Raw genomic sequence first — 23,372 nt, 5'->3', positions numbered from 1 at the left:
TATGAATTATAGGCAGTGCATATAAAATGCAGGTTATTTTATTTCTGTTCCACCCCATTCAACAACGGCAAATCCCTTTCTTTCAAATGGAGTAAGTTTCTGCTCTTCTATTTTTATAGACTTATTTAATGGCTTGAAAACCATCATTACTCTTAATATAGAATCTGGTTTTGGTGTTATATTAAGTTTAGCTAGATTATTGTATTCTTCGCCAGCAAAGGTTACAAGATTGTATTTGTTATTTTGCATAATAGGAAGCCAATATACTATAAACTCATTATATTCTTTTGGAGTTAATCCTAAGTATTGTAGCTTTTCTTGAAGAAATTTTTCAGTATCAGATCCTTTTACTACAAATCCTTTTGACATATCCCATTTATGATTAGAGACACCTTCCCAATACAAATAAGAATATTCCTTATTATCAGAGGTATTTATTAACGTTCCATCAGGGTGGGCAATTACTTTCCAACCATCGTTATATTTAGGATAGGTACAAGTAAGTTTACCTTTATAATCTAGTTTTACATTTACAGTTTGATTTGAAGTTGGATAAAGATAAATTACAGGTTTTTTAGTGCAACCTGAATCACCACAACCTACTAAAAACATTGATATAAGGGCTAAGGTTAGAATAACAACTTTGCTTTTGATATTTTTCACAATAATTTTCCCCCTTAGAAATTAGCATTGTTTCCTGCTTGAATTATTTGATAGCATGGAATTTTGCGGAAGTTATATACACCAATAATACCATTTATTTCTATATAATGTAAATAGCAAACAATATGATAAAGAGTATAATTATTGATGAATTAATGGTTATGTTATAATTAAAAGTTGTATATTAAATGTAAAAGATAGATACTACTTATGATAAATTTTTTGGGAGGATATTATTAATGGATAAAGAAAAACTTTTATGGATACGTGATTACTTAAAAGAAATGTATAAAACTCCGATTCTTGAAAACTTTCTTCAACTAGAAGTGGATGAAATAGAAGAGGGAAAAGTTAAGTATAGTATGAAAGTTATAGATAGACACTGCAATATATATGGTTTTGTGCATGGAGGAACTTTAGCATCTATTTCTGATGTGGTGATGGGAGTATCATGTTTAACTTTGGGGAAGCGTATAGTGACCACAGATATGGGAGTTAGTTACATAAAAAATGTTTCAGCAGGAAGTACAATTACAGCAATTGGTGAGGTTATAAGTGATGGTAAAACTATAATGCGAGCAGTAGGAAGGATTTTTGACGAGAATCAGCAGTTACTTGTTAGTTCACATGCGTCTTATTATGTTCTTGGTGATTTTTCTGAGGATGATTATAAAATATAAGGTATCTGAAAGCAAATAGGTTTATGCGCTAGTCTGTTTGACTTGTTATTTATTTTCAGAAACCTAAGGAATAAAACTGGAGAGACTGTTCCCAGTTTTATTTTTTTAGGCAAAATCAATTATATTTAAGTGTATTTTATTCAAGCATCATTTCATTAAATGCATTAAATACGTATTCAGGATCTTCTATAACTGCCATATGACCATAGCCTTCTCCTACAAATAATTTTCCATGTTTTAGATTAGACATAATTTCTTTTTGCTTTTCAAGGGTTGTTAATGTGTCTACAGAACCATAAAAAGCGTATACTGGAATATTAATGTGAGGTAAACCAGAGTCGACATTTAAAACTTTATCTATGGCAAAATCATTGTTACAGGCCTCTGGTGATGCTGTTGTCAGTGGCAATTCACTTGCAAGTCTATCTACAACTTCTTGTGATACATTAGAGCTTTTTAGATTATTAAGAAATGCAGTTAAAGCTTCTATCTTATTATCATAATCTGTTATATGACCTAAGTCTAGATTATTCCAATTTGAAGAACCATCAACACTTCCTATACATTCAACAATATCACCATATCTTATTGCAATATCATAGGCAATGGAGCCACCTAAGGACCACCCTTGAACAATTGACTTGCTATTGAGTTTACCTTCTTTAATGAGTACCTTCATGAACTCAGCAACACTATCTGTTAGTTCTGAAAAAACTGATTTAGATTGTGCTAAATCTCCATAGTGGCCAGGGGTATCTACTAATACTACATTATATCCTTTATTAGCATAAAGTCTTCCATATGGAACCATTCCTAAGGCATTAAATGTAGAACCGTGAATTATAACAATAGATTTTTTTGATGTTGGATCACCTAATTGAATGTACGACATTTTAAGTCCATTTACATCAACTATTTTCCTTTCTAAATTTTCTGAATTCATTACAATATCCTCCTTAAATTAAAAAACCATAGTAATATAATATTTATCCTGTCAGTGGGTTAGTACTAATTCATATTTAAATAATTTGTAAATTGTATATAATATATAGGTTTAATTTTTATCCGATAGCTAGCATCCGTAACACTCCAACCGTATATGAAACTCCTCTTCCTAAAGTCAGATGAGTACTCACAGAGTAAGCGACCATCATCAAATCATAGATTTGAGATGTCTGCTTAACCGATTCACACTAAATCATAGATTTAGGTTTTCTGCTTAAGTTGGAGATAACGGCTGCACGCTCCTGGATAAGTTCAACTAAGATTCAGATTGGGATCAAACCCCACCTGAATCAAGTTTCACTTGATGTATATATTTGTTGATTGTAGGATTGTAATATCTTATAATTGTGAAAAACATTAAGTGAATGAGAGTTATGAATTGATTACGGATAGTGCTTGAAAAAATATTAATAATCTTGGATTTCAAGCAATTGGAGAATAGGGATAGGTGATTGAATGAAGAATTTAATTGGATTTAGAATATTAAAAACAGCAGTAGGAGCATCACTTGCCATAATTATTGCTCAAGGTATGGGATTAAAGTATGCAGTAGCAGCAGGAATTATAACAATTCTAAGTGTTCAAAACACTAAAAAGACTTCTATAAAGTTAGCTTTGCAGAGAATTGAATCTACAGCGTTAGCCTTATTAATTGCGAGTATATTATTTTTTATACTGGGCTATAATCCAATTACTTTTGGGCTGTATTTAGTGATTTTTATTCCTATTACTGTATTTTTGAAAATTACAGATGGAATTGTAGTAAGTTCTGTTTTGGTAACGCATTTATTAGCAGAGAAGTCAATATCTTTGTTTTGGGTAAGAAATGAGTTTTTGCTTATGGCAGTTGGTGCAGGGATTGCTATACTATTAAATATATACATGCCTAAAATAGAAAATGAGATTAAAGAAACTCAACAAGATATTGAGGAACATATGAGAAGCATTTTATTTCAGATGGCACAAAGTTTGAGAAAGCAATCAGTTAATGTGGAAGAAGAAGCTTTATTTAATGAATTAGAAGTTAAATTGAAGCAAGGCAATGAGAGTGCATATAGGCATTTGAACAATTATATTATTAATGATACGAAATATTATGTTCAATATATGGAGATGAGGACTTTACAATATGAGATATTAAAATATATGAGAAGTCATTTTATTAAATTTTACATGACTTTTGAGCAGACAGAGATAGTTGCAGCATTTACAGAAAAGGTAGCATTAGATTTTGGTGAATATAATACTGCAGAAGAGCTCTTGCGGGAGTTAAATGAAATTGTAAATATATTTAAAAAGCAAGAACTACCTAAAACAAGAGAAGAATTTGAAAACAGAGCAATGCTTTTTCAGTTTTTAAATGACATGGAGACTCTTTTAGAGTTAAAAAAGAGTTTTAGTAAGAAGTTCAAGGTTAGTTAATATATTTAATATGGTTTGGAGAGAACAACAGTAATATTTTAAATTTCAAACGTATTCCAGTGTTCTATTGAGGAGATTTTTCTTTTTTAAGAAAGTGAAAGAAAATCAAGAGCACAACAAAGTAGGGGGAGTGATTTAAATGGCATTGAGACAGCTTAGATTTTCTGATGATGAAATATTGAGAAAAAAGAGTAGAGTTGTTGAAGTGGTTGACGATAGAATAAGGCAGATACTAAATGATATGGCAGATACTATGTATAATACTGAAAATGGTGCAGGATTAGCAGCACCACAAGTTGGTATATTGAAAAGATTAGTTGTAATTGATATGGGACAGGGACTAATAAAGTTAGTAAATCCTAAAATAATTAGTGAGGAAGGAAGTCAAGAAGTGATAGAAGGCTGTTTGAGTGCACCAGGCATTTGGGGTAAATTAACAAGACCTGCTAAAGTAACAATACAAGCATTAAATGAAAATGGTGAAGAAATTACATTGACAGGAGCAGGCGATTTAGCAAAATGCTTTTGCCATGAGATAGATCATTTAGATGGAGTGCTTTTCACAGATTTGGTTACTGAATATATAAAGTAGTTTTCTTTTTTGATGGGATGAAAAATAGTAAATATAGTGTTTAGTTAAATTCTAAACACTATATAAGTAAACTATTGTAGTGGAGAAAAGGATATTTCCCCAGTACCAACCATTACTATAATATCTCCTTCTTGAATAGGGCCGAGTTTTACTAGTTCATTTGTCTTCTTAAACCTTAAAAATGTTTTTAGAGTACCACTACAATCAATTACCGTTACAGTAAGAGGCTTATCAGGAGTTATCAGTTTAGCTGTAATATATTGTCCGGTATATGTGGTGGCATTATAGATACCTTGCTTATAAGTAGTGGCAATAGGGAGTGGTTGTGGTTGTGCTTGTACTTGTGGAATTTTAGGAAATATAAAAATAGATATTAGAAAAAATACTAAAAGTTTTTTTATTTTCATATAGCACCTCCATTTTATTAGTATTTTGTTTTTCAAATTACAATATACACTTTATTGATAATTAAAGTGTAAATAGTCTTTTATATTACAAAACTAAAATAAGCAAATTGTAGATTTGACCAAGTAAGATATAGAAATGGTCTTTGAAAATTGAATAGTGTGATATTTTTTTGCGGAATTCTAGAAATATTATGTAAATAGAGGTAAAATAAATTTATTTAGTATCCAAAAAGAGACTAGATAAATTGGTTAAGAAGATTCAAAATGGTACATTTAATTTAAGATAAAATACAAGGTATAAAAGGAGAGAAGCATTATGAATATTTTTATGAGATTTCCAGAGGGACGAGCAAAGGCACTTACATTAAGCTATGATGATGGAGTGGAACAGGATATAAAGCTTATAGATATTATGAATAAGTATGGTTTAAAGGGTACTTTCAATTTAAATAGTGGAGCATATGCTGATGAAGGGACAGTCTATCCAGAAGGACACATTCATCGTAGAATGACTGAAAAGCAAGTTACAGAACTATATAAGAATTCAGGACATGAAGTTGCAGTACATGCTTTAACGCATGCGTTTCTGGATCAATTACCTACACATGTGGCCATTAAAGAAATATTGGAAGATAGGGAGAACCTTGAAAAGCAGTTTGGAACTATGGTTCGTGGAGCAGCATATCCATATGGTACTATGAGTGATGAAGTTGTTGAAGCACTTAAACTTTGTGGCATAGTATATTCAAGAACAGTAGTATCAACAAATGATTTTAGAATTCCTAGGGATTGGCTTAGATTAGCAGCAACCTGCCATCATAATTCACCTGAACTTCAGAACTTAGCAAAAAGGTTTGTTGAGGACAAGATAGAATGGACACCATATCTATTTTATTTATGGGGACATAGTTATGAATTTGAGGAAAACAATAACTGGAATTTAATTGAGGATTTTGCTAAGTACGTAGGAAATAGAGATGATATTTGGTATGCAACAAACATAGAGATATATGATTATATTGATGCTTATAACAGATTAATATTTAGTGCGGATGGTAAATGTGTAAAGAATCCATCTAGCAGAAAGATTTGGTTCCAATATTCAGAGAAGCTTGTTGAAATTGAAGCAGGTGCAATGATAGAGATTTAAGATTAAAGATAATTAATATAGGAGAATAATGAATATGGCATATGAATATATTTTATTTGATTTAGATGGAACCCTGACTGATTCAGGGGTTGGAATAATAAATTCTGTGGAGTATGCTTTACAAAAGTGTGGTATTGAGGTTAAGGATAAAAATGAACTATATAAATTTGTTGGTCCTCCCTTAACAGATTCTTTTGAGATGTATTATGATTTTTCAAAAGAAGAAGCAAATACAGCTATAAAGTATTATCGTGAGTATTTTAGAGAAAAGGGTATGTTTGAAAATCTAGTTTATGATGGGATTGAAAAATTGCTTAAGGAATTAAAAGTTAACAACAAGAAACTTATTGTAGCAACATCTAAGGCGGAAGTATTTGCAAAACAAATCTTAGAACATTTTAATATTGCAGAATATTTTTCATACATTGCAGGTAGCAATCTTGATGGGACAAGAGTTAAAAAGGCTGAGGTTATTAAATATGCTTTAGAAAGTTGCAATATTGAGGATTTATCAAAAACTATAATGGTTGGAGATAGAGAGCATGATATTATTGGTGCTAAAGAGGTAGGTTTAAAATGTATTGGTGTTTTGTATGGCTATGGAGATAGAAGTGAGTTTGAAAAGGCTGGTGCAGACTTTATTGTTGAGACGGTTTCAGATGTGGAGCAAGTTCTATTAGGATAGTATATTTTTATTGGTTAATAATTAGTAGTTTTTATGGATATTAGGGGGAGAATATTATGAATTCAAAAAGTACAACTTGCAAGAAACCTGTGAATATTAATGGTGCAGGAGTATTACTGATAGATAAAGATGGTAAAGTGTTATTACAACTTAGAACAGATAGTAATTCATGGGGAATTCCTGGTGGTTGTGTTAATGTAGGAGAATCATTACAAGATGCTGCCAAAAGAGAAGTTTATGAAGAAACAGCATTAATAGTTGATGATTTACAACTATTTAATATTTATTCAGGGGAGAAACAACACTGGATTTATCCTGATGGTAATGAAGTATATATTATTAATACTGTATTTATTTCAAATAGTTTTCATGGGATTATGAAGGCAGATGAAGTAGAGAGTAAAGAACTTAAATTTTTTAATATAAATAATATACCAACAGAAATCATTCCAACAAATGTGCCTATTTTAGAAGATTTGAAAAGTAGAATTAATAATTAAAAGGATAATTTTAAATCACTTTGGAATAATAAAATTGATACAAATACAAGAGCATTTTGTAGTTAATTTTGTTAAAGAGGAAGTGGTTTTATGAAAATAGAAGGATTTTTCAGTGATATAAAATCAGCAAATGGAACTGTTGATAAGCTTAAGAGTGCAGGTTTTACAGGGGCTTTTGTAGATATAAATGAGCACAATAACAATGCTTATTCAGAAAGAGGTCGTTTAGGAACAGAAGAGATATCAACTTTGTCAGAAGCAGTTTTAGGAGAAGGGAACAATAGAGGAGAGAGTGTAAATTCTCCATTAGCAGCAGCTAGTCCAATGGTTAGTGGCATGGGTGGTTTTGAAGAAATAGCTAATATTAATTGCAAGGTAGTAGTTGAAGTCAATGATGGAAATATAGAGAATGCAAAACAAGTAATAAAAGATATGGGCGGGACTACTGACGACCCTAATGCTAGAATACCTAAGGGGCTTGATAATATAAATGAAGAAGCTCTAATACTAAGTAACATAAAAGAATAAATTACTGAGGAGATGGTGCAAAAGCACCATCTTTTTTTAAAATTAAGTAGAAGGAAAGTAGAAGTTATTCAATGATAGTAACATTATAGATTCAAACTTACAAAATGTTTCAATTTGTAATTGTAATACAGAAGGCATGACAATTGATGGGGTGCTTGTAAGTGACCTTATGCAAGTATATAGATTAAGCACAAACTTCAAAAAGTAAGTAAGCAGAAGGGTTACTTACTTTTTGAGGATATTTAATATCAAAGTAGTTAATTTAAATATGATTTTTTAGATTACTATGATACAATTTATGTATAAAGTTTTGAAAGGAGAGACTGCCAATGAGAAAGATGATTAGTTTAGGCTTTAAATTTATAACTACTCCTGATATGATCATCGAATGCAGTTTAGATTTATAACTAAGATAAAAATTATAGTTATGTTTCATAATGTACCGATAGATTGATTCAACTGGAGTAGTAAAAAACTATTTCAGGGTATTTTTTATGCCCAAGTTTTGATTTTATGGAGGCATAGTGATAATGAATTGTGAATTAATTAAGGAAAATGGAACTAAAGATATAATAGAAGTAGACTCAAGGTTATCAACAGAAAGGTTAATATTATTACCATTATATCCACATCAACTTGCATTAGCTGTGGATGATTATTCAAAAATGCAAAGTGACTTAGGACTAAAAGTTGTAAAAACATCTCTTGATGAAGAGCTGGAATATGCGATGAAGATAAGGTTACAGAAGGTATTATTAGATGTTGATAATTACTTATGGTTAACCAATTGGGCTATAATTCATAAAGAAGACAAGCAGATAGTAGGTTTTATCATGATTAAGGGATGCCCCAATGAAAATGGTGAAGTAATTGTTGGATACGGTATTGATGAGAACTATAGAAGAAAAGGATATGCTACTGAAGCATTGCGAGGATTAACTCAATGGATTTTTAAAGATTCAAAAGCACTTTTTGTGATTGCAGATACGGAGAAGACTAATATAGCATCTCACAAGGTATTACAAAACGTGGGTGCTCAGAAATATAAGGAAGCTGATGAGTTAGTATGGTGGAGAGTCCAGAGACAAAAATAAAACTTAACGTTAATTTATATAAATATTTGAGAAATATTCTTATAAATGGTACATAATTGTTTATGAGATTGAAGAAAAGCAAAAAGCTGTGGTAGCATTATGAGTGTTACCACAGTTTTTATTATTTAAAAACTAAACTTAGTGAAAGTTATAAAGGGGTTTTGAATATTATACTTAAAGCTATGTAATATATTCAGTAGTTTTAAAATTCTATAATTGTTTTAAGTAATATTTATATAAAGGGGAGTTTTATATGGGATATAGTATAAAAGATAAAATAGCAAGTTTGTTAGGAGAAGTTTCTAGTTTAAGCTTAATAAATGCAATAGGACAAACTGGTGATATTAACTTTATTCCTAAAGCAGGTGAAAGTGATATTGATATATTTGTGTTTGGGCAAGAAATTCCAAGTTATGAACAGAGAAAAGTTATATATGATAAGAATAGTGATTTATATGAAGAGTGTTCTATGAATGTTTGTGAAGGAGGAGTTTGGGGAACAGGAGATGTATTTATTATAGATGGTGTTGAAACAATGCTAATGTACTTTACCATTGACGAAACTTTACAATATGTATCAGATGTTTTAGAAGGGAAAAGGTTAGATAGCGTTGAGGGGTTTTATCCAGTTGGTCGTTGTGCAACATTAAAAAATATTAACATTATTTATGATGAAGATAAATTTTTGAGTTCTTTAAAAGAAGAGCTTTCTATATATCCCCAATCATTAGCAAAACAAATGGCAGAATTTCATATGAGTAGGGTGAATGATGAAGAAGATTTTAATAGGGCTTTACTAAGAAAAGATGTTATATTTTATCATCAAGTTCTTGAAGCGTCCATTGATCATTATTTACAAGCATTATACGCAGTTAATAAAACATATTATCCAAGTAGAAAAAGAACTAAACAATATATAGATTCTTTTGAAATGAAACCTGTGGATTGTTATAAGAGGTTACTTGAAGTGATTAAATTTGGAGCAGATCCAGAACAGCTTGAAAAATCATATAATGAGTGGTGTAACTTGGTTAAAGATTTAAAAAATATCACTAATATTTAATAATGCTGTTTGAAGAAATATTAATACTATCATATACCTTGAGAAACTTTACTAGCGAGATAACCATAAGGAAAATATTAGAAAGTAAGTATTCTTTAGTTACATGCATGTGGTAAAATATAGTTTAAGAGATGTGAGTAATATTATTATTTGGAGGTATAGTTTATGAAAGTTCAAGGTATTTACATTCCACTTATAACACCTTTTGCTAATGATAAGGTAGATTTTGATTCCTATAAAAGAATGCTTGATTACTATATAGGTAAAGAAATCAATGGGATTATTCCTTTAGCAACTACAGGAGAGATTCCAACCATTTCTGAATATGAGTATGAGGAAATAATAGAGAAAACTATGGAATATAATAATAATCGACTTCCAGTGTTTATTGGTCTAGGTGGAAATAATACTAAAGAAGTTATAAATAAGCTAAAGATAGTAGAGAAGTATAAGGTGGATGGAATACTATCAGTATGTCCATACTATAGTAGACCAGATCAGAGAGGAATATATGAACATTTTCTAAAGATTTCAGAGGCCACTGCTTTGGATATTGTTCTATACAACATACCATATAGAACAGGTAGAAATATAGAAAATGATACTATATATAAACTTGCAGAATTAAAAAATATTGTTGGAGTTAAAGATTCTTGTGGAGACATAAAACAAACAACTGATTTGCTTCTCAACCCACCTAAGGATTTTTCAATAATGACTGGAGAGGATATATTGTTTTATACAAACTTAGTTTATGGAGGGGATGGTGGTATTATGGCATCTTCGCATCTAAGAACAGATGAGTTTGTTGAAGTTTATAAGGCAATTAAAGATAATAATCATAAAGTAGCCCTTGATAAGTGGAAAGAGTTAGCTAAGTTTATTCCAATGCTATTTGAAGAACCTAATCCTGCTCCAATTAAATATTGCCTAAGTAAACTGGGACTTATTAATTCTGATGAGGTGAGATTACCTTTAGTTGAGATAACAGATACTTTAAAGAATAAGCTTGATAAAGCTTTATCTTTGTAATTTGAGAAGAATATAATTGCTGAGGAAAGATATTAGAGACATTAGACTTATAGATGAATATATCAAAAATAATAAATAAAATCTTGGTATTATAGTTATATCCTGAATAAAATAGGTCAATAATATAAAGGATTGATTATTATTTTAGGAGGATAGATGCTATGAGCGAAAAGAAAGATCCTAGTTGTGCAAGCCAACAAGAAAAGGAAAAGAAAGCAAATAACGCTGGAAATAAACATTCTAAAAAAACAAATAAGAAAGACTAATATTGAAATAAACTAAAGCATAGTGCAGGGAAACTTCTAGATTCTCTGCACTATTTGTGTTTAATAATAAACTTTTGAATATGAGATATATTAATATATAAAACTTCATCCAAAGATAAATTTTTCATTATTTCGCTAACTCCTTTAGAGCTTCATCATATTTATCAACTATGTTATTGATTAAATCTTTAGTCTCTTTTTCTTCTTTTAATTTAAGATATTCAGCAAGGTCAATAACCTCAGATAATTTTTCATCAGAAATATCTTCAACAACTTGTAATAATTTTTCTGCTAATGTCATATAAATTCCCCATTATTAATTAGGTAATATGTTAATATTATATCCTATAATTCTAGTGTTATAAAGAAAATAGATATATGGAGAATAAATAAAAATGTTTTTATAGGCAAGATTTGTATTGACAATATCGATACTCGATATTAAAGAGGTGAGAGATATGGCAAGGGAACAATTTCAAAACTTAACAGAACCGATGTATTACATACTGATGTCTTTACTTGAGGAACGGTGCGGAGTAGATATCATGGATTCAGTAGATAAAATTTCAAAAGGGCGTGTAAGTGTTGGTCCAGGAACTTTATATGCTCTTCTAGGTAAGTTTGAAAAAGAAAGTATGATAAGAGAAACTGAAGTGCAAGGTAGAAAAAGAAGTTACATAATTACTGACAAAGGAAAAGAAATATTATTGGAGGAATACAAAAGATTAATTTCGCTAGTGGAGGATGGAAAGATGTATATGGGGGAGAGATTATGAGTTGGAAAGATACAAAGATAACATTTTTTAATTATTTTCCGTATGACTGTGCAGCTGTGGAAGAATACCTTGAGAGAATGGAAAGACTGAAATTTTTTGTACTGAAGATGATAAGAAAATTAGACCTATCCATACTGATGCAGAGGAGAAATTCAAAGAAGTCCTTAAATCATCAGTATATTATGTGCTTTGTCAACTTTTATCAGTGTTTGTATTGATTTTAGCTATTAAAAACACCATATTTAGTGGAAATACTGAGCATTTATTAGCTTCAAATCTTTTTATAATACTAGGAATGTTAATGATATTTTTCTTGATTTTAGGAGTTATACAAATAACGAGTTTTCTTATTTGGGCAATAAAAGCTAGGCATCAGATAGTGAAAAACAAATTTATGCCATATAATACCTATAGGCAGTTAAGAGTAAGAAATATATTAACCAATGCATGCATTTTGATTTATATGTTTATATTCTTAAAATATTTAATTTTCACAACTACAAATAAGTGGCAATTTGCTCTGCTTATTTGTATAATTATATTTTCTGTAGTAATTATGATTTATGTTAATTCAGTGATAGAAAAGAAGGCGTTTTTAGGAAAGACTAATGAAGCAATAATTATTCTTAGTACAATATCTTTTGTGGTGTTTATAGTTTTTCTCATAGTCAATATAATTAGGCCGAGTATTACAACTAGTAATGAAGGGAGTATCCAGAGAGAGAATGCTAGTTTGCTGTTAAGTGATTTTGGATATAAGGAAGACAAAAGTGCAAATATTAATTTTTATAAGAGTATTTTAGCCACAAGAACAACATGTTCTGAAGAAAATAGTAACAACACTTTATCGTATACAGTATTTCAAAGTAAGTATTCATGGGTGATGGATATTCAAAAGAAAGAACGATTAATGAGATTTAATAAGCTTGGCATTTATAAGATACAGCACAGTGTCAATATACCAAGTAATATTGAAATTTTCACATATGATGATAAGAAATCATTTGTTTTAGTGTCTAAAGATAAGATAGTAGATATTAATAGAAGCTTCTATTATACAAGTGATCAGGAATTCTTGGATAAGGTATGTAAAAAGTTATTTTAACAGCTTAGTTATTGCTATATCTATGTAAGCTACTTCCACAGAGAATAAAAATTGTATACCCCTATTAGAATTGTGTATAATTAGTATATGGAAATAAGTTCTATAGAGGTTGGGGGATACAGTTGTGAGAATTGAAACTGAAAGATTAATTTTAATACCAATGGATTATGATTTTATTGTTAGTAAGCTAGAGAAAAGAGAAAGCTTATTGGAGAAGAATGGAGTAAAAATAAACGAAGAGTATTTTTATAGTTCTGATATCATAGATATTTTACCTATGATGAAGGAAGAGGTGTCTAAGAACGGTGTAGATGGCTTTGGACCTTGGCTAATTATTTTAAAAGATACTAATAGAATCATTGGAAGTTGTGGATGTCATGGAGCACCTGATGAAAATAAAGAAGTTGAGATAGGGTATGGCATAGATGCTGATTCTAGAAGAAAGGGTTATGCTTCTGAAGCTATAAAAGCTTTTATAGCTTGGTTAATTGAAAACAAAGATTTAAATGCTATATTAGCTGATTGTAATTTAGATAACTCAGCCTCTGCAGGAGTATTGAAAAACAATCATATGGTAGAAACTAAAAGAGATGATAAATTAATCTATTGGAAGTTGGAAGTTAAATAAAATTAATTTTAAATACAAGACTATTAAGTAAGAATAATAGGTAGATTTGGGTTTTATCCCAATCCACCTATTTTTTATTACATGCTACATTCCAAATTTCAGGCAATCTGGATTTTATGAAAGCAGAACACTCAGAGAAATTGGTTATTAAATTACTAGTTTAAAATCATACTTTTTATTAGTTTCATACAGTTATTAGTGGTTTTTATAAGACGAGCTTTTAATTATTATTTATTTGAGGTTAGAACAAAATTATTTATAATTTCATTTGTTACATAGACATCTTTATTTTCTGTTATAAATATAGCATCAATACCCTTTAGAGTGTTAATTATTTCTAGAGATTTCTCTAAACCAAGGACAAAGCAAGCTGTTGATAGGGCATCAGCAGCGATTGATTCTCCTGAAATAACAGTAGCACTTATTAAATTTGATTTAGAAGAGCACCCAGACTTAGGATCTAAAATATGGTGGTATCTAGTATTACCCTGTTGAAAGTATCTTTCATAAGCTCCAGAAGTTACAACAGATTTATTTTGTAGTTTTACTATTCCTAAATATTGGCCTCTAGGTCTAAATGGATCTTGTATGCCAATTTTCCAGTCTTTATTTTCTTTATTCTTCCCTAAAACTTTAACATTTCCACCTATGTTTATTAATGCTGACGTAACTCCAAAACTTTTATATATTTCGATAGCCCTATCAGCTGCAAATCCTTTAGCAATAGCACCTAAATCTATCTTTTGTTCTGGTTTCAAAAGCATTACTGTTTGCAATTGTTCATCTATTAATATATCTTTGTAATTTATTAGGGGTAATTTTTCTTTAATTTCTTTTTTGGAAGGTATTTGGGGAGTTTGGGTAAAAACTCCCCATAGCTTAATTAGTGGGGCTAATGTAATATCAAAGGCACCATTAGTTATTTCTGAAAAATACACAGCATTTTTTATAACAGTTAAAGTATCTACATTAACTTTAACTGAACTTTTACCAGCAGAATCATTTATTTTACTTACATCACTTTGAGGTAAGAAAAAGCTCATAATATTTTCAATTCGTTTCATTTTTGTTTCAACAGTTTCGTAGATGTATTCAGCATTTTCGTGCAAGATTGATTGCTGAATTATTGTTCCCATGCAATAAAATTGGTTACTATAATAATTACACATCTCTTTTTTTAACTCCAGTTAAATGTTTACTTTTCAGCTTTGTCAAGTGCTTTGGAAACAACTTCTACGAATTTGTTATATGACCAAGTTGCGCCTGAAACTGCATCTACTTTGTCTATATCTTGAGTTTGGATTAATTTGGGGCCATAGGTTATAGCTCCTTTATAATCACTTCTGCATTGTTGTTGATATAATGCAGAATTTGGGTAAACCTCCTCATAGGTTTTATCAAAAACTCGTCCATTTTGATCAACGATTTTCCATTGAACATCAGATATTTTATTATTGCTTATTTTTAAAGTTGCTTCACTATGAAATCCCTCAGTGCCAGCATCTGTTTTTGCTTCGTAGGTTCCATTTTTATACTTGTTTTTTTCTCCTTCAGCAACATTTTTACTTTGGCAACCCAAACTTGAGCTTACAGTCACTAAAATTGCAATCATAATTAAATATTTCTTTTTCATGGTAACACTCTCCTCTGTAATTTATTACCTAAAGTGTATCATATATTAAATTGCAAAGGATGAAACAGGACAAATGTGTCCTGGACAAAATTAAATATTTAAAATATTACTTTTATACCATTGTGCCTGATCTTTAAACCAAGCAATTACTAATTCTTTATCCTTATATTTCGGTGGAATCTGTTCCCATAGTTCTAGATAATAATCATGAAAAGCATTAGCCATAGTTTCTTCTGTAATGGTGTAGTGTATAATATAATTATTATTAATCAAATCAAAGGTTGATATAATAACAGTATCTGCCTTTACTTCCCAATGAACTCCTTGAAAAAGCTTTGCATATTTTTCAGTTAAAATACCTAATTCAAAATTTTCATAGGTTTCAAGTAAATATATTATATACTGTAAATGGGTATATATATCCTCTAATTCTGGCTTTTGGTATTCATTAAAATAAAGATATTGTCCAGTTTTTATCATATGAAGCAAACATTCTAAATCTACAAAATACCTAACTTTATATTTAATAATATCTTGATAGAATAACTTAATTCTTTTATTAAGCCGTTCTAGATGCAGTTTTCGTTCGTATTCTTTTTCAATAGACCTATCAATGTATTTTTTCCACAAAGAAATGGGTATTGTCAAAGAATATAGTTCTGAGGTTTGAACAAAGAGGTCTCCGGGATATCTATCTTTATTAGTAACTACTTCCCAGTATTTTTCAATATTATTATACATGGTCATAAGACTACGGGTTTGACGATACATCTTCATTACATGTTTATAAATTGCATCAATGCTTTCAGACTGGTCATAGAAGAAGGCACTATCAACAAATTGATTACTATCTGCTCCAAAACAGTGCATAGCTCCAAGCCCCTTTACAATTATAAAATCAACAGGAGGATTCTCAACTCCATACTTTACAAAGTAGGAGGGAAAAAATTTGTTGCTAAAACCACACCATTCTATAATTTCCTTAACAAGTTTTAACGACCTTTCTGTATTTCTATTTAATCGATAAAGATAATGTATCGTCCATCCATTTTCTAATAGAATCCTTATAATACTTGTCCATATACTATAAAGTTCAGGGGTTCCTTCAAAATAATTAGTTTCACTTTGAAAAGTTATATATATTTCTTTTTCTAGTAATGTTTTATTATTAGCTGCTTTTTTTAAAAGCATAATAAAAGAGCTAAGAACGTTTTCTCTTCCGCTTATAAATTTCATAATAGTATCCTTTTTAATTGATAAATTATATGGATGACCTTTTTGTAAATTAGAAGTATTATGAGTTTTTATACATTCTAAGAGTCCTAGAATGTCTTTTTCATTAGTTTCATTTTTCTTTGAAGCTTTATTTAATGATAATGAGTATATTTGAGAAGCCTTTAAAACCTCTTTTAATAAAATAGAAAATTCCTTATCGTTGTCTAAGTAAATACCTATACTACTTAATTCGTTTATAAAATTGGCTTTGCAGCTATCTGATTGATTTCTGTGCAGAAAAGCATGGGAGATTTTATTTATATATTCTGATTGAAGAGATGGAATTCTTTCACCGCGAACCCATCGTCTTACGTAGGATGGATCTACATTAATTTCTTTAGCTAGCTTACTAGCAGACCACCCTCTAAAAACTAATAATATATTAAGACATTGTCCAAATTCTAACTCCATTTTTATGCAAACCTCATTTATTCTTAATTTATCAATCTTTTTCATACGAAGTACTTTTATTAGAAATTAAGTTAATTATACACTTATTAAATAATTTTACATACTGATCATGGTGTTACTTTCTTAAAATACGGAATATACTTCATTATCTGTATATTTTTAAAGCTGGAGATTGAATAAATTGTTTTACAATTCAACTGTGTGTTAGTTTGGTACTTTTCTCTCTAGAAACAAGATAAGTGCATATAGTAGATAGGTAAATTAGAGATAATGGGACAAGATCAAAAAGTGAGTTACCAGAAAATATAGTATTTACAAAAGGACCTGGTGCATAGATTTCTCTTGTATTCCAATAATAATATTTCCAGAAAAAAATCAAGATCCCCGAAAATAATAGGAGGATATTGTAACGAAATTTACTTCTTTTATTTTTTATGAAGCAGTATAAAGTAAACATAAATATAAGAAATAACTTAGTTGTACAATTTTCTATACTTGTAATAATTGGTGAACTATCTGAATCACTAAAATCAAAAGGTAACAATAATATAAACATAGTGATCATCACTGCATACATAGCATACACTAAACCACGTAAAATTTTATCAAGAATTTTTAGAACTTTCATAATTATATCCTTTCAAATAGAAGTTTTTTGTAATTAACTATAGATTACATCTAGTGAGAAAAAATGTAAATGAGGTGTGAGTCTAACATGTGTAAAGAAGAAACAAATTACGATTAAGGTAAGTTATAAAAAATAGCATTGACATATAATTCATGTTGCGTAATTATATAAGTAAAATGGAAATAGGGGGTATATTGTGGAGGATTTTAAAAGTATTTGTATTACATATTTTATAATGCTAGGATTAACCTTTTTGTTGAAATATACAAATATATATAAATTTAGTTGGTTGTCATTCCCTTTGATAAGTTTGTTAGTGATAGTTCTCATGATAATTTTGTTTATAAAACTTAATGTCAATTTGAAAAGCGCATTAATATTTTTCGCTATTATACTATTATTAATGATGATTATTGCTATTGATAGTAATTCATTATTTGGCAAATATTCAAATTATGGATTATACATTCCACCATTAGTATTTCCGTTTGAATTATTAGCAGGAATAATAATTCTTACTTTGCCATTTCAAGGAATACTAATACTTGTAAAACAATATAATTTGTTAAACTACTCTTGCATAATGTTTCCTACATATATAATTATTATAGCTTTAATGGCAGTAAGTGCTATGAAATTATTTAAGAGAAAGAAATGATACATTATTCAAAACAGTTGACAAAAGCAGTCTATAAAGCTGCTATTTGTTTAATATTCATCAATGTTGGATTTAAAAGTAAGAATCAAATAACTAAAAGAAAATGAGTAATTTCATAATGAAGCTAACATAAAATAAGAATTTAAGTTTTATCTTGTGTTGGCTTCTTATTTTTCTTATTTGAAGCATAATTATACGGCGTATTTACAAAATAAATTTTTAGTTTTATAATATTATTTGTAATTAATTTCATACTATGTAAATTGAAGAAAATATATGAATAAAAGTGTAAAATGTAGATATAAAGTTCATGTTTCATTGCGTACAGATATGAATACATAGCACGAGCGTGATGTGTCTGGCAAAATTTATCTGTGAAATATCTTAAAATTAACAATGACTCAACTTGCAAAACATAGTTGCTAGTTGAGTCATTGTTGTAATACCTTCAATTAGGATTGATAATATAAACCTTAAGTTAAACAAAACAATTAAACAAATAACTTATGAAAGGATGGATTTTTACGTGAAGAATTACTTTAAAAGCGAGTTCAAAAGAGCTCTCTTTGGGAGAAATGCTCTTATTTCTTTTTTAATCACATTAACAGTATTAATTATAGCACTTCTAGAATTTTCTTTTCCCTTTTTTAATTTAAAAAGTTCATTTGATGCAATAGACATTTTTATAAGAATAAGAAGCACTTCAAATGCTGCTTTTCTCGTTATAATATTTCCGTTATTGGCAAGTATTATTTTTTCAGATTCGTACCTATTAGAAAAAGAAACAGGATTTACAAAATTTATATATTCAAGATTATCAATAAAAAAGTATGCTTGCATCAAAGTTATAGTGAATGCTATTGTTAGTGCTCTGGTAGGAATTACGGTAAGTTTCATAATTCTTATGCTTTTGATTTATAAATATGGAATTAGAGTAACTAATCAAGTATTAGTAGGTGGTCCTTTTAGTTATTTACTTGATTCAAATACAGGTAGAGTAGAATATGCAATTATACTTGTTTTAATTACTGGGGTATGTTATATGACTATTGCAACCTTAGCTTTGGGAATATCAGCTTGGATTAAAAATAGATATTTAGCTCTAATAATTCCTTTCTTTTATTATATTCTTTGTGGAACTCTCTTAGAGATATTAGGAGTAAATAGAGTATTCAATTTTAATTTTGCACAAATCTATGATTTAAATATTATAGTAAATACCCCTCATGTGTTCATCTATCCAATATTATTATTAGCAGTAGGGGTTATTTTGTTTTATACAGGGGTGATTTTGAAGAATGAGAAAGATTTATAATTATATAGCATTCAAAATTAGCTCAACAAAGTTATTTGTATTTTGTACAATATTAGTTATTTACCAATTTTCATTATTAATTAATTTGATTTCTAAACCTTTGCCATATAATATTTACGATTTCATATTGGAAAACTTTTCGTATTTATCGCTGTTTTTTACTATAAATTTATTTTTTCTAGTGATGATATATAATATTTTTGACAAAAAAAATTTTTATAATTATTTAAGCATTAGGTTTAGTTCAAAGCAAGAAATTTATAGAGGAAATGTATTTTTTGCATTTGTTTTTTCTATAGGAATTGTCCTTTTTATCACTATTATATCTATTCTATTAGGAAGCTTTATGAGTTTTCATAACTCATGGAGTTCATACTTTTTTCATCAAATGACAGGTAATATAAATTTATCTTATAGCAATGAAGCTATTAAGTTAATTGTACAAAAATTAACTCCAATATCATTTGTATTTATTACAAGTTTATTTACTGCATTATACTTGTTTTTTATTGCTATGTTTTTTATTGTGTGTAATATAATTTTCAAAAAAAGAGTTGTTTCCCTTATATTAGTAATTTTATTAAATGCTTTAAGTAAAGCTTTTGATTCTTTTGGTACTATAGCAAAATTTTCATTTAGTAAAAATATCTATATTGTGACTTCTTCAGCATATGAAGTTACTAATAATACTTATATACTCTTTAGATTAGCTTACTGGATCATATTAATTATATTAATGTACTTTATAGGAAATATATTAACTAAGAAAAAGGATTGTAGTTATGGTGATTAGCATGAAAAAATATTTGAGAATGATAAAAAACAATTTACAATCAGTCTTTTCTATAGGCAACCTAGGTTGTACTATTGCTATCTTTATTTATTTGTTTGCAGTGAATTTTAAATTTATTGACTATTCTCATAAATTTAGAGAGTTTATTGAAATAATATTCATGGGCCCTATTAATTTAACTAATAACATAATTCAAGTTTTTACATGGATACTTTACCAATTCTTTTTAATTTATATGATAGGAAACTATTTCTTCAAAGAGCTTGCAACAAGAAGTATATATGTTATTCCAAGACTCAGAAACAAGCAATATTGGCATATTTGCTTACAAATTACTGCCTTTTTGGTCTGTATCATATATTTTGCTTTAGGAATTTTTATTAGTTTTATATGTGGAATTTCATTAAATAAAACTTTTAATTTAAATAATGAAGTTGAAATTTTCAAAATAATAATGTTATTAGGACTCTCAAGCTATTACCTGGTAACTGTATATATTTTTAGTACTCTGATTACTAGAAAACACAATCTATCATTTTTACTTTTGATAATAACTGCATGCTTATCAAACACACTCGGTACTATTTTCAGAATAGATAAATACCTTCCTTTTAATCAAGGATTAATTATAAAACATATGATTTATAAATTCAGTTATCAGTGGTCATTTATATTTTTAGCTATTTTAATATTTATAAACTTGATTTTTATCAATAGGTTTATAGTAAAAAAAGATTTATTTGAAATTACGCATTGATTATAGGAGGAAAAACATGAAAAATAACAAAGTCGTAGAAATATCTAACTTGACAAAAGATATAAAAGGAACAAAGGTTCTTAGTAATATTAATTTGAATCTTGAAAGTGGTAAAGCATATGGAATAGTTGGCAGAAATGGTTCGGGTAAAAGTATGCTATTTAAGGCTATTTGTGGTTTAATTAACCCAACAGAAGGTGATATAAAAGTATTTGATAAACCTATTAAGAATGGCAGTTTTCCTGATAGTACAGGCATAATTATTGAAAATCCAGGATTTTTACTTCAATACTCAGCTTTTAAAAACCTAAAAATCTTAGCTAGTATAAATAATACAATAAGTGATGAAAAAATAAAGGATACAATTACTTTAGTTGGATTAGATCCTAATGATAAAAAAAGCGTAAAGAAATATTCTCTAGGTATGAAACAAAGGTTAGGAATTGCACAAGCACTTATGGAAGATCCTAAGCTATTAATACTTGATGAACCAATGAATGGCCTTGATTCAGAAGGTGTAAGGCAAATTAGAAAACTGCTTTTAGATTTAAAATGTAAATCAGTTACAATTTTATTAGCAAGTCATAACAGTGAAGATATAAGTGAAATATGTGATTATGTATACACTATGGAGAATGGTGTTTTAAGTGAAGCATAAGTTACTTTTGGGGACATCATTGTCCTCAAGGAACTTATGTAACCCCTGTTCCATTTAAAGATACCAGCATAGGAATAATAAGTGGTAAATGCGTGGAATCTCCTTCTGTATACTGTCACCCGATAATGAATTTGCTTGTATACATGTTGTAGAGTCAATCATTAATTGTGATATAGAAGATAAATGGTAGTTATATAAACAAAGTGGAAGTAAGAGGTGACTATATTATGAAAGATTTCAAAAATATTTGTATTACATATTTTCTAATTTTAGGATTAATGCTATTGATAAATCGTAGTAGTATATATGAAATAAGTTGGTTGGTATTTCCTTTAACAAGTATAATTATTTTAGCCATTATGGTTATTATATTTATAAAACTTAATGTTAATTTAAAAAGTGTATTAATATTTTTTTCTATTATACTAATATTAATGATGATTATTGCTATTGATAGTAATTCATTATTTGGAAAATATTCAGATTATGGATTATATATTCCATCACTAGTATTTCCACTCGAATTATTAATAGCTTTAGCAATATTAACTCTTCCATTTCAGTGGATAATAGCATTGTTAATAAAATATAATTTATTGAATTATTCCTGTATAATAGTTCTTATCTGCATAATTACCATAGCTATGATGACATTAAGTGTTATGAAATTATTTAAGAGAAAGAAATGATATATTATTTCAAACTGTTGACAAAAGCAGCCTATAAAGCTGCTTTTTGTTTTATATTCATCAATTTTAGTTTATGGTAATCACACTATACTTTATTATGATACTTATAAATAATATGGTAATTCCATTACAATTCAACCTTGTGTTAGCTCCATATTTTTCTTTCTAGAAACAAGATAAGTGCATATAGTAGATAGATAAATTAGAGATAATGGTACAAGATCTAAAAGTGAATTACCGGAAAATACAGTATTTATAAAAGGACCTGGTACATAGATTTCTCTTGTATTCCAATAATAATATTTCCAGAAAAAGATCAAAATCCCCGAAAATAATAAGAGGAGATTGTAACGAAATTTACTCCTTTTATTTTTTATGAAGCAGTATAAAGTAAACATAAATATAAGAAATAACTTAGTTGTACAATTTTCTATACTTGTAATAATCGGTGAACTATTTGAATCACTGAAATCAACAAATAAAAATAGTATAAACATAGTGATCTTCACTGCATACATAGCATACACTAAACCACGTAAAATTTTATCAATCATTTTTAGAGTTTTCATAATTATATCCTTTCAAATAGAAATCTCCTGTATTCAATTATAGCTTATATATAACGAGAAAAATTGTAGATGCAAAGGTTAAGTTAATATTTATATTTTATATATAATCAAGTTTTATCTTGTGTTAGCTCCTTATTTTTCTTCTTAGAAACAAAATAAGTGCATATAATAGATAGATAAATTAGAGATAATGGGACAAGATCACATACTGAATTGGCAGAAAATATGGTATTTATAAAAGGACCTGGTACAGAAAACTTACCTATATTCCAATAATAATATCTCAAGAACAAGATTATAATCCCTGACAATACAAGGAGGATGTTATAACGCAACTGACTTCTTTTATTTTTTACGAAGAAGTACAAGGTTAAAATAAATATAAAGAAT

27 protein-coding genes are annotated in these 23,372 nt (G+C 28.6%); 20 read left to right on the top strand and 7 right to left on the bottom strand.

All coding sequences use genetic code 11. The features are described 5' to 3' along the window. Positions 1-33: 33 nt before the first annotated feature. Positions 34-663 carry a hypothetical protein gene (locus OCU47_RS17605; protein ID WP_261829905.1) on the bottom strand — a complete coding sequence of 210 codons (630 nt, stop codon included), beginning with the start codon at positions 661-663 and terminating at the stop codon, positions 34-36. A 239-nt stretch (positions 664-902) separates the two neighbouring features. Between OCU47_RS17605 and OCU47_RS17600 the strand changes: the two genes are divergently transcribed. Then, positions 903-1,343 (top strand): PaaI family thioesterase, encoded by a 441-nt coding sequence (locus OCU47_RS17600; protein WP_261829904.1) that lies wholly within the window; start codon positions 903-905, stop codon positions 1,341-1,343. 136 nt (positions 1,344-1,479) lie between these two features. On the opposite strand, the gene OCU47_RS17595 is transcribed toward OCU47_RS17600, so the two are convergent. Then, entirely contained in the window at positions 1,480-2,286 is an 807-nt protein-coding gene (locus OCU47_RS17595; RefSeq protein ID WP_261829903.1) for an alpha/beta fold hydrolase, read from the bottom strand. A 518-nt stretch (positions 2,287-2,804) separates the two neighbouring features. Here OCU47_RS17595 and OCU47_RS17590 point away from each other — a divergent pair. Beyond that, entirely contained in the window at positions 2,805-3,770 is a 966-nt protein-coding gene (locus tag OCU47_RS17590) for an aromatic acid exporter family protein (protein ID WP_261829902.1), read from the top strand. A gap of 139 nt (positions 3,771-3,909) precedes the next feature. Further along, positions 3,910-4,362: a peptide deformylase gene (gene def / locus OCU47_RS17585; RefSeq protein WP_261829901.1), complete on the top strand. Its 453-nt coding sequence runs from the start codon at positions 3,910-3,912 to the stop codon at positions 4,360-4,362. Positions 4,363-4,433: 71 nt separating this feature from the next. Here def and OCU47_RS17580 read toward each other — a convergent pair whose 3' ends face one another. After that, on the bottom strand, positions 4,434-4,769 hold the full coding sequence (locus OCU47_RS17580) for a hypothetical protein (protein WP_261829900.1): 336 nt from the start codon (positions 4,767-4,769) through the stop codon (positions 4,434-4,436). 316 nt (positions 4,770-5,085) lie between these two features. Here OCU47_RS17580 and OCU47_RS17575 point away from each other — a divergent pair, with 316 nt between their 5' ends. The 7 genes from OCU47_RS17575 to dapA all read left to right on the top strand — a co-directional run bounded on the left by OCU47_RS17575 (position 5,086) and on the right by dapA (position 10,821). Continuing rightward, on the top strand, positions 5,086-5,919 hold the full coding sequence (locus OCU47_RS17575; RefSeq protein WP_309297456.1) for a polysaccharide deacetylase family protein: 834 nt from the start codon (positions 5,086-5,088) through the stop codon (positions 5,917-5,919). Between the two features lie 28 nt (positions 5,920-5,947). Continuing rightward, complete coding sequence (locus tag OCU47_RS17570; RefSeq protein WP_261829899.1) at positions 5,948-6,604, top strand: HAD family hydrolase; 657 nt, start codon at positions 5,948-5,950, stop codon at positions 6,602-6,604. Between the two features lie 56 nt (positions 6,605-6,660). Then, positions 6,661-7,104: an NUDIX hydrolase gene (locus OCU47_RS17565; protein ID WP_261829898.1), complete on the top strand. Its 444-nt coding sequence runs from the start codon at positions 6,661-6,663 to the stop codon at positions 7,102-7,104. 90 nt (positions 7,105-7,194) lie between these two features. Continuing rightward, entirely contained in the window at positions 7,195-7,632 is a 438-nt protein-coding gene (locus OCU47_RS17560; protein ID WP_261829897.1) for a hypothetical protein, read from the top strand. A 530-nt stretch (positions 7,633-8,162) separates the two neighbouring features. Then, the gene (locus tag OCU47_RS17555) at positions 8,163-8,726 is read left to right on the top strand and encodes a GNAT family N-acetyltransferase (protein WP_261829896.1); all 564 of its coding nucleotides are present in this window, start codon (positions 8,163-8,165) and stop codon (positions 8,724-8,726) included. 253 nt (positions 8,727-8,979) lie between these two features. Beyond that, complete coding sequence (locus OCU47_RS17550) at positions 8,980-9,789, top strand: DUF4037 domain-containing protein (RefSeq protein ID WP_261829895.1); 810 nt, start codon at positions 8,980-8,982, stop codon at positions 9,787-9,789. A 165-nt stretch (positions 9,790-9,954) separates the two neighbouring features. After that, positions 9,955-10,821, top strand: a complete 867-nt coding sequence (dapA, locus tag OCU47_RS17545; protein WP_261829894.1) for a 4-hydroxy-tetrahydrodipicolinate synthase — start codon at positions 9,955-9,957, stop codon at positions 10,819-10,821. A gap of 393 nt (positions 10,822-11,214) precedes the next feature. On the opposite strand, the gene OCU47_RS17540 is transcribed toward dapA, so the two are convergent. Next, complete coding sequence (locus OCU47_RS17540; protein ID WP_261829893.1) at positions 11,215-11,388, bottom strand: DUF2281 domain-containing protein; 174 nt, start codon at positions 11,386-11,388, stop codon at positions 11,215-11,217. A gap of 157 nt (positions 11,389-11,545) precedes the next feature. Between OCU47_RS17540 and OCU47_RS17535 the strand changes: the two genes are divergently transcribed. The 4 genes from OCU47_RS17535 to OCU47_RS17520 all read left to right on the top strand — a co-directional run bounded on the left by OCU47_RS17535 (position 11,546) and on the right by OCU47_RS17520 (position 13,596). Continuing rightward, positions 11,546-11,863 carry a PadR family transcriptional regulator gene (locus OCU47_RS17535; RefSeq protein ID WP_261829892.1) on the top strand — a complete coding sequence of 106 codons (318 nt, stop codon included), beginning with the start codon at positions 11,546-11,548 and terminating at the stop codon, positions 11,861-11,863. Then, on the top strand, positions 11,860-12,081 hold the full coding sequence (locus tag OCU47_RS17530; RefSeq protein WP_261829891.1) for a hypothetical protein: 222 nt from the start codon (positions 11,860-11,862) through the stop codon (positions 12,079-12,081). Before OCU47_RS17535 ends, OCU47_RS17530 begins: the two co-directional genes overlap by 4 nt. Continuing rightward, positions 12,078-12,968, top strand: coding sequence for a hypothetical protein (locus OCU47_RS17525; RefSeq protein ID WP_261829890.1), 891 nt, complete (start codon positions 12,078-12,080; stop codon positions 12,966-12,968). Before OCU47_RS17530 ends, OCU47_RS17525 begins: the two co-directional genes overlap by 4 nt. A gap of 124 nt (positions 12,969-13,092) precedes the next feature. Beyond that, positions 13,093-13,596: a GNAT family N-acetyltransferase gene (locus OCU47_RS17520; RefSeq protein WP_261829889.1), complete on the top strand. Its 504-nt coding sequence runs from the start codon at positions 13,093-13,095 to the stop codon at positions 13,594-13,596. Positions 13,597-13,823: 227 nt separating this feature from the next. On the opposite strand, the gene OCU47_RS17515 is transcribed toward OCU47_RS17520, so the two are convergent. From OCU47_RS17515 to OCU47_RS17505, 3 genes are all read right to left on the bottom strand, one after another. Further along, on the bottom strand, positions 13,824-14,765 hold the full coding sequence (locus OCU47_RS17515) for an FAD:protein FMN transferase (protein ID WP_261829888.1): 942 nt from the start codon (positions 14,763-14,765) through the stop codon (positions 13,824-13,826). Between the two features lie 26 nt (positions 14,766-14,791). After that, a complete protein-coding gene (locus tag OCU47_RS17510; protein WP_261829887.1) occupies positions 14,792-15,229 on the bottom strand; it encodes an FMN-binding protein in 438 nt (145 codons plus the stop codon). Between the two features lie 90 nt (positions 15,230-15,319). Continuing rightward, positions 15,320-16,960, bottom strand: coding sequence for a helix-turn-helix domain-containing protein (locus OCU47_RS17505; RefSeq protein WP_261829886.1), 1,641 nt, complete (start codon positions 16,958-16,960; stop codon positions 15,320-15,322). 779 nt (positions 16,961-17,739) lie between these two features. Here OCU47_RS17505 and OCU47_RS17500 point away from each other — a divergent pair. The 6 genes from OCU47_RS17500 (at position 17,740) to OCU47_RS17475 (ending at position 22,413) form a co-directional block, all read left to right on the top strand. Next, positions 17,740-18,201 carry a hypothetical protein gene (locus OCU47_RS17500; protein ID WP_261829885.1) on the top strand — a complete coding sequence of 154 codons (462 nt, stop codon included), beginning with the start codon at positions 17,740-17,742 and terminating at the stop codon, positions 18,199-18,201. A gap of 526 nt (positions 18,202-18,727) precedes the next feature. Next, the gene (locus tag OCU47_RS17495; protein WP_261829884.1) at positions 18,728-19,516 is read left to right on the top strand and encodes a hypothetical protein; all 789 of its coding nucleotides are present in this window, start codon (positions 18,728-18,730) and stop codon (positions 19,514-19,516) included. 346 nt (positions 19,517-19,862) lie between these two features. Continuing rightward, the gene (locus OCU47_RS17490) at positions 19,863-20,309 is read left to right on the top strand and encodes a hypothetical protein (protein WP_261829883.1); all 447 of its coding nucleotides are present in this window, start codon (positions 19,863-19,865) and stop codon (positions 20,307-20,309) included. Position 20,310: 1 nt separating this feature from the next. Further along, positions 20,311-21,066, top strand: a complete 756-nt coding sequence (locus OCU47_RS17485; protein ID WP_261829882.1) for a hypothetical protein — start codon at positions 20,311-20,313, stop codon at positions 21,064-21,066. A 16-nt stretch (positions 21,067-21,082) separates the two neighbouring features. Beyond that, the gene (locus OCU47_RS17480) at positions 21,083-21,724 is read left to right on the top strand and encodes an ABC transporter ATP-binding protein (protein ID WP_261829881.1); all 642 of its coding nucleotides are present in this window, start codon (positions 21,083-21,085) and stop codon (positions 21,722-21,724) included. 227 nt (positions 21,725-21,951) lie between these two features. Further along, positions 21,952-22,413, top strand: a complete 462-nt coding sequence (locus tag OCU47_RS17475; protein ID WP_261829880.1) for a hypothetical protein — start codon at positions 21,952-21,954, stop codon at positions 22,411-22,413. The last annotated feature ends 959 nt before the right edge of the window (positions 22,414-23,372 follow it).

The organism is Clostridium sp. TW13, assembly GCF_024345225.1.
GTDB classification, from domain to species: Bacteria; Bacillota; Clostridia; order Clostridiales; family Clostridiaceae; genus Inconstantimicrobium; species Inconstantimicrobium mannanitabidum.
This window is presented reverse-complemented; position numbering and strand designations above follow the sequence as displayed.